Origin of the sequence: Micrococcus sp. HMSC31B01 (genome assembly GCF_001816085.1) — a bacterium.
Taxonomy (GTDB): Bacteria; Actinomycetota; Actinomycetes; order Actinomycetales; family Micrococcaceae; genus Micrococcus; species Micrococcus luteus.
The window spans coordinates 1-3650 of the sequence record NZ_KV825373.1; the positions used below are offsets into that span (position 1 = coordinate 1).

The following is a 3650-nucleotide window of genomic DNA, read 5'->3' on the forward strand; positions in this document are numbered from 1 at the left end:
CCGGCCCCCGCCCCGGAGGCGGCCCCCGCGGCCGGCGACGCGGGGCCGGTGCGCGGAGCCGACTCCGTGTGCCCGGACTCCCACCCGGTCAAGGCCAACGACAACTCGGGCATCTACCACATGCCCGGTCAGCAGCACTACGGCAAGACCAACGCGCGCAACTGCTACGCCTCCGCCGCCGCGGCCCAGGCGGACGGCTACCGGGCGGCCCGGCGCTGAGGGCGCCGCATCGGGTGCGGTCAGCGGCCCTCGTGGACCGCCCGCAGCTCGTAGCCGCGCTCCTCCACGGCCGTCTGCTTCTCGGCGCGCTTCTCCACCCCGGCCACGTCCTTCGGGGGCAGCTGCACCCGAGCCTCGGCGGGCAGGCCGGCCTCGAGCTGGCGGGCACGCTCCACCTCGGCGTCGACCTCCAGGCCGAGCAGCAGCACGATGTTGAAGATCCACAGGGCGAACAGCAGCGCCATGATCGTGCCGATCGCGCCGTACGCCGAGTAGCCGGCGAACTGCGTGAAGTACACGGACAGGGCCACCGCGGCCAGCACCATGCCCACCAGCGCCACGATGTTGCCGGGGCCGAAGAGGTGGAAGCGCGGCTTCTGGACGTTCGGGGTGGTGTAGTACAGGGTCGCGATCAGCACCAGCAGGATCAGGACGACGACGGGCCACTTCACCCACGCCCACACCGGCAGGAACGTGTCCGACAGGAAGTTCACCACGCCGGTCATGCCGAGCGGGCCGGCGATCGGCTGGAGGAAGCCGTCCACGAGCGAGCGGTTCAGCGCCAGCGAGAGCAGCACGACCACGATGCCCACGATCAGGATGAGCGTGGTGAGCAGGTTGGTCAGCGTCAGCTTCACCAGGCCGCGGCCCTCCTCGTAGCCGTACACCGTGTTGGCCGAGCGATTGAACGCCTTCACGTACGCGGAGGCGGACCACAGGGCGGTCGCGATGCCGATGACGAGGGCGATGATCCCGCCGCCTGAGGCGGCCGAGTCGCTCATGGTGGTCACCAGGTTCGTGACGAGCGCCTGGTAGTCGCTCGGGACCAGACCGGTCAGCTGCCCCAGCAGATCGTCGATGGCTCCGCGGTTGGAGGCGAGCACGAGGGACAGGATGGAGAACACGGCCAGCAGCGAGGGGGCCAGCGAGAGCACCAGGTAGTAGGTGAGCTTCGCGGCCAGGTCGGTGCCGCCGTCGTTGCCGAACTCCTTGAGCGCGCGCGTGAGCGCGTACTTCCAGCCGGCGCCGTCGAGCTTCACCCCCTTGAGCCGCTCGGCACGCTGGTCGGGATCGATCTTCGCGGCCTCCAGGGTCGCGTCCACAGGATGAATGGCCACGTCGGTCCTCTCGCGCTCGGGGGCAGGGTGCGGATCGGGCCCCACGCTAGCGGACGGGTGCCCCGTCCGTCCCGACCGGGGCGGCGCTGGGCCGCGGACCCAGGCGATCAGCACTCGATGACGTTCACGGCCAGGCCGCCGCGCGAGGTCTCCTTGTACTTGGACTTCATGTCCGCGCCGGTGTCGCGCATGGTCTTGATGGCCTGGTCCAGGGTCACCCGGTGCGAGCCGTCCCCGAGCAGCGCCAGCCGGGCCGCGTTGATGGCCTTCACCGACGCGATCGCGTTGCGTTCGATGCACGGCACCTGGACCAGGCCGCCCACGGGGTCGCACGTCAGCCCGAGGTTGTGCTCGATCCCGATCTCGGCCGCGTTCTCCACCTGGTCCACGGTGCCACCGAGCACGGCGCACAGCGCGCCCGCCGCCATGGAGCAGGCCGAGCCGACCTCGCCCTGGCAGCCGACCTCGGCGCCGGAGATGGAGGCGTTGCGCTTGTACAGGATGCCGATCGCCGCCGCGGTGAGCAGGAACTCGACCACCTTGTCGTCCCGCTCCTGCTGCGTGGCGCCCTCGGGGAGCACGAAGCGCATGTAGTAGAGCATGACGGCCGGGATGATGCCCGCGGCGCCGTTCGTGGGCGCGGTGACGATGCGCCCGCCCGAGGCGTTCTCCTCGTTCACCGCGAGCGCGAAGAGGTTGACCCACTCCATGGCCCACATGGGGTCGGTGCGGTCGGTGGTCTGCAGCAGGTGCTCCCGCAGCGCGGGGGCCCGACGGCGGACCTGCAGTCCGCCGGGCAGGATCGGCTCGGTGCGGGTCACGCCGTTGTGGACGCATTCCTCCATGACGGCCCAGATGGCCAGCAGCCGGGTGCGCAGCTCGTCGAGGTCGTGCCGGGTGGCCTCGTTGGCGAGCATGAGCTCCGCGATGCTCAGGCCCGCCTCGTGGCAGCGGGCGGCGAGCTCGGCGCCCGTGGAGAAGGGGTACGGTTCGCCGGTGTCGCCGTCGTCGGCGCGGTTGACGTCCTTGGTGGCGTCCAGCTCGGCCTCGAGCTCGTCCGAGGTGACCACGAAGCCGCCGCCCACCGAGTAGTAGTCGCGGGTGTGGAGCTGTCCGCCGGCGTCGTCGTAGGCGGTCAGGCGCATGCCGTTCGGATGCCCGGGCAGGGACTCGCGCATGTGCAGCGTCAGGTCGCCCCGCCGGTCGAAGGCGATCTCGTGGCGCCCGTCCAGGGGCAGCCGACCGCCCGTGACGATCTCCTCCACGAGCCCGGTGCAGGCGTCCGGGTCGATGGTCTCGGGGTCCTGGCCGGCCAGGCCGAGCAGCACCGCGGTGTCCGAGCCGTGGCCCACGCCGGTGGCCGCCAGCGAGCCGAACAGCTCGGCGTGCACGCGGGCCGTGCGCTCGAGGACGCCGTGCTGGCCCATGCTGTCCGTGAAGCGGCGGGCGGCGCGCATGGGTCCCACGGTGTGGGACGAGGACGGGCCGATGCCGATCGAGAACAGGTCGAGGACGCTGAGCGCCATGCAGTGCTCCTAGGGTGCGAGCGGGACGCGCGGAGCCGGGGGTGCGGGCCGGACGCGCGGAGCCGGGTGATCCGGTGCAGACCAGACTAGGGGCACGGGGCCCGGCAGGCCATGGGGTCGCGGGTCGAGGTCCGCGGTGCTCTCCGGCCCGTCGCCCGCCGCACGGACCGGAGCCGGGAGCGCTCAGAGGATGTTGTCCTTGGACTCCTCCACCTGCGCGGCCGCACGGAACGCCGTCAGGTCACGCAGATACTCGTCCGCGTGGCGGAACACGGGCCCCTGCCCGGCCACGAGCATGACCCCCTCGAGGGGCTCGAACCGGGAGCGGCCCGCGTGGAGGTCCTCGCCGGCGTCGACCAGGGTGCGCAGCTGCCACCACGTGGGGGCCATCAGGTTGACCTCGCCGGCCCGGAAGCGGCGCAGCAGCTCGGCGGGCGACGCCCAGCCGTGGCTGGCCGCCTCGGAGGACATCCGCTCGGGGGACTGACCCTGCGGCAGGTGGACGGCGAAGAAGAACGTGTCGTAGCGGCGCGGGCCCCCGTGCGGGGTGATCCACCGGGACCACGGCACGAGCGCGCCGGCGTCGGGGCGCAGCCCCTCGCGGTCGAGCAGATCCCCGAAGTCCACCTCGTGGCGCTCGACGGCGTCGCGCAGCTCGTCGGGGAACGCGGCCACCCGGGCCGGGTCCACGGGGGTGCCGGTGGCGGCGTCCCGGGCCAGGAGCACTCCGGTCTCCTCGAACGTCTCGCGGACGGCGGCGGCCAGCACGCGGCCGGCGCCGTCGGCG

Annotated in this window: 3 protein-coding genes and 1 pseudogene; 1 reads left to right on the top strand and 3 read right to left on the bottom strand. The window is 72.5% G+C overall.

The window, feature by feature from the left end; translation table 11 throughout:
- Window positions 1-219, top strand: a pseudogene (locus HMPREF3105_RS10965) (nuclease); the annotation flags it as partial.
- 20 nt (window positions 220-239) lie between these two features.
- Here the strand turns inward: HMPREF3105_RS10965 and HMPREF3105_RS10970 are convergent.
- The 3 genes from HMPREF3105_RS10970 to HMPREF3105_RS10980 form a co-directional block, all read right to left on the bottom strand.
- On the bottom strand, window positions 240-1337 hold the full coding sequence (locus HMPREF3105_RS10970; protein ID WP_246830380.1) for a YihY/virulence factor BrkB family protein: 1098 nt from the start codon (window positions 1335-1337) through the stop codon (window positions 240-242).
- 107 nt (window positions 1338-1444) lie between these two features.
- Window positions 1445-2863, bottom strand: a complete 1419-nt coding sequence (locus HMPREF3105_RS10975; RefSeq protein WP_070709614.1) for an L-serine ammonia-lyase — start codon at window positions 2861-2863, stop codon at window positions 1445-1447.
- A gap of 183 nt (window positions 2864-3046) precedes the next feature.
- On the bottom strand, window positions 3047-3650 hold a 604-nt coding region (locus tag HMPREF3105_RS10980), incomplete at its 5' end, for an NUDIX hydrolase (RefSeq protein WP_070709616.1).

Excerpts from the sequence above, each read along its gene's own strand:
- HMPREF3105_RS10975 (WP_070709614.1), bottom strand. The coding sequence starts at position 2,863 with ATGGCGCTCAGCGTCCTCGACCTGTTCTCGATCGGCATCGGCCCGTCC.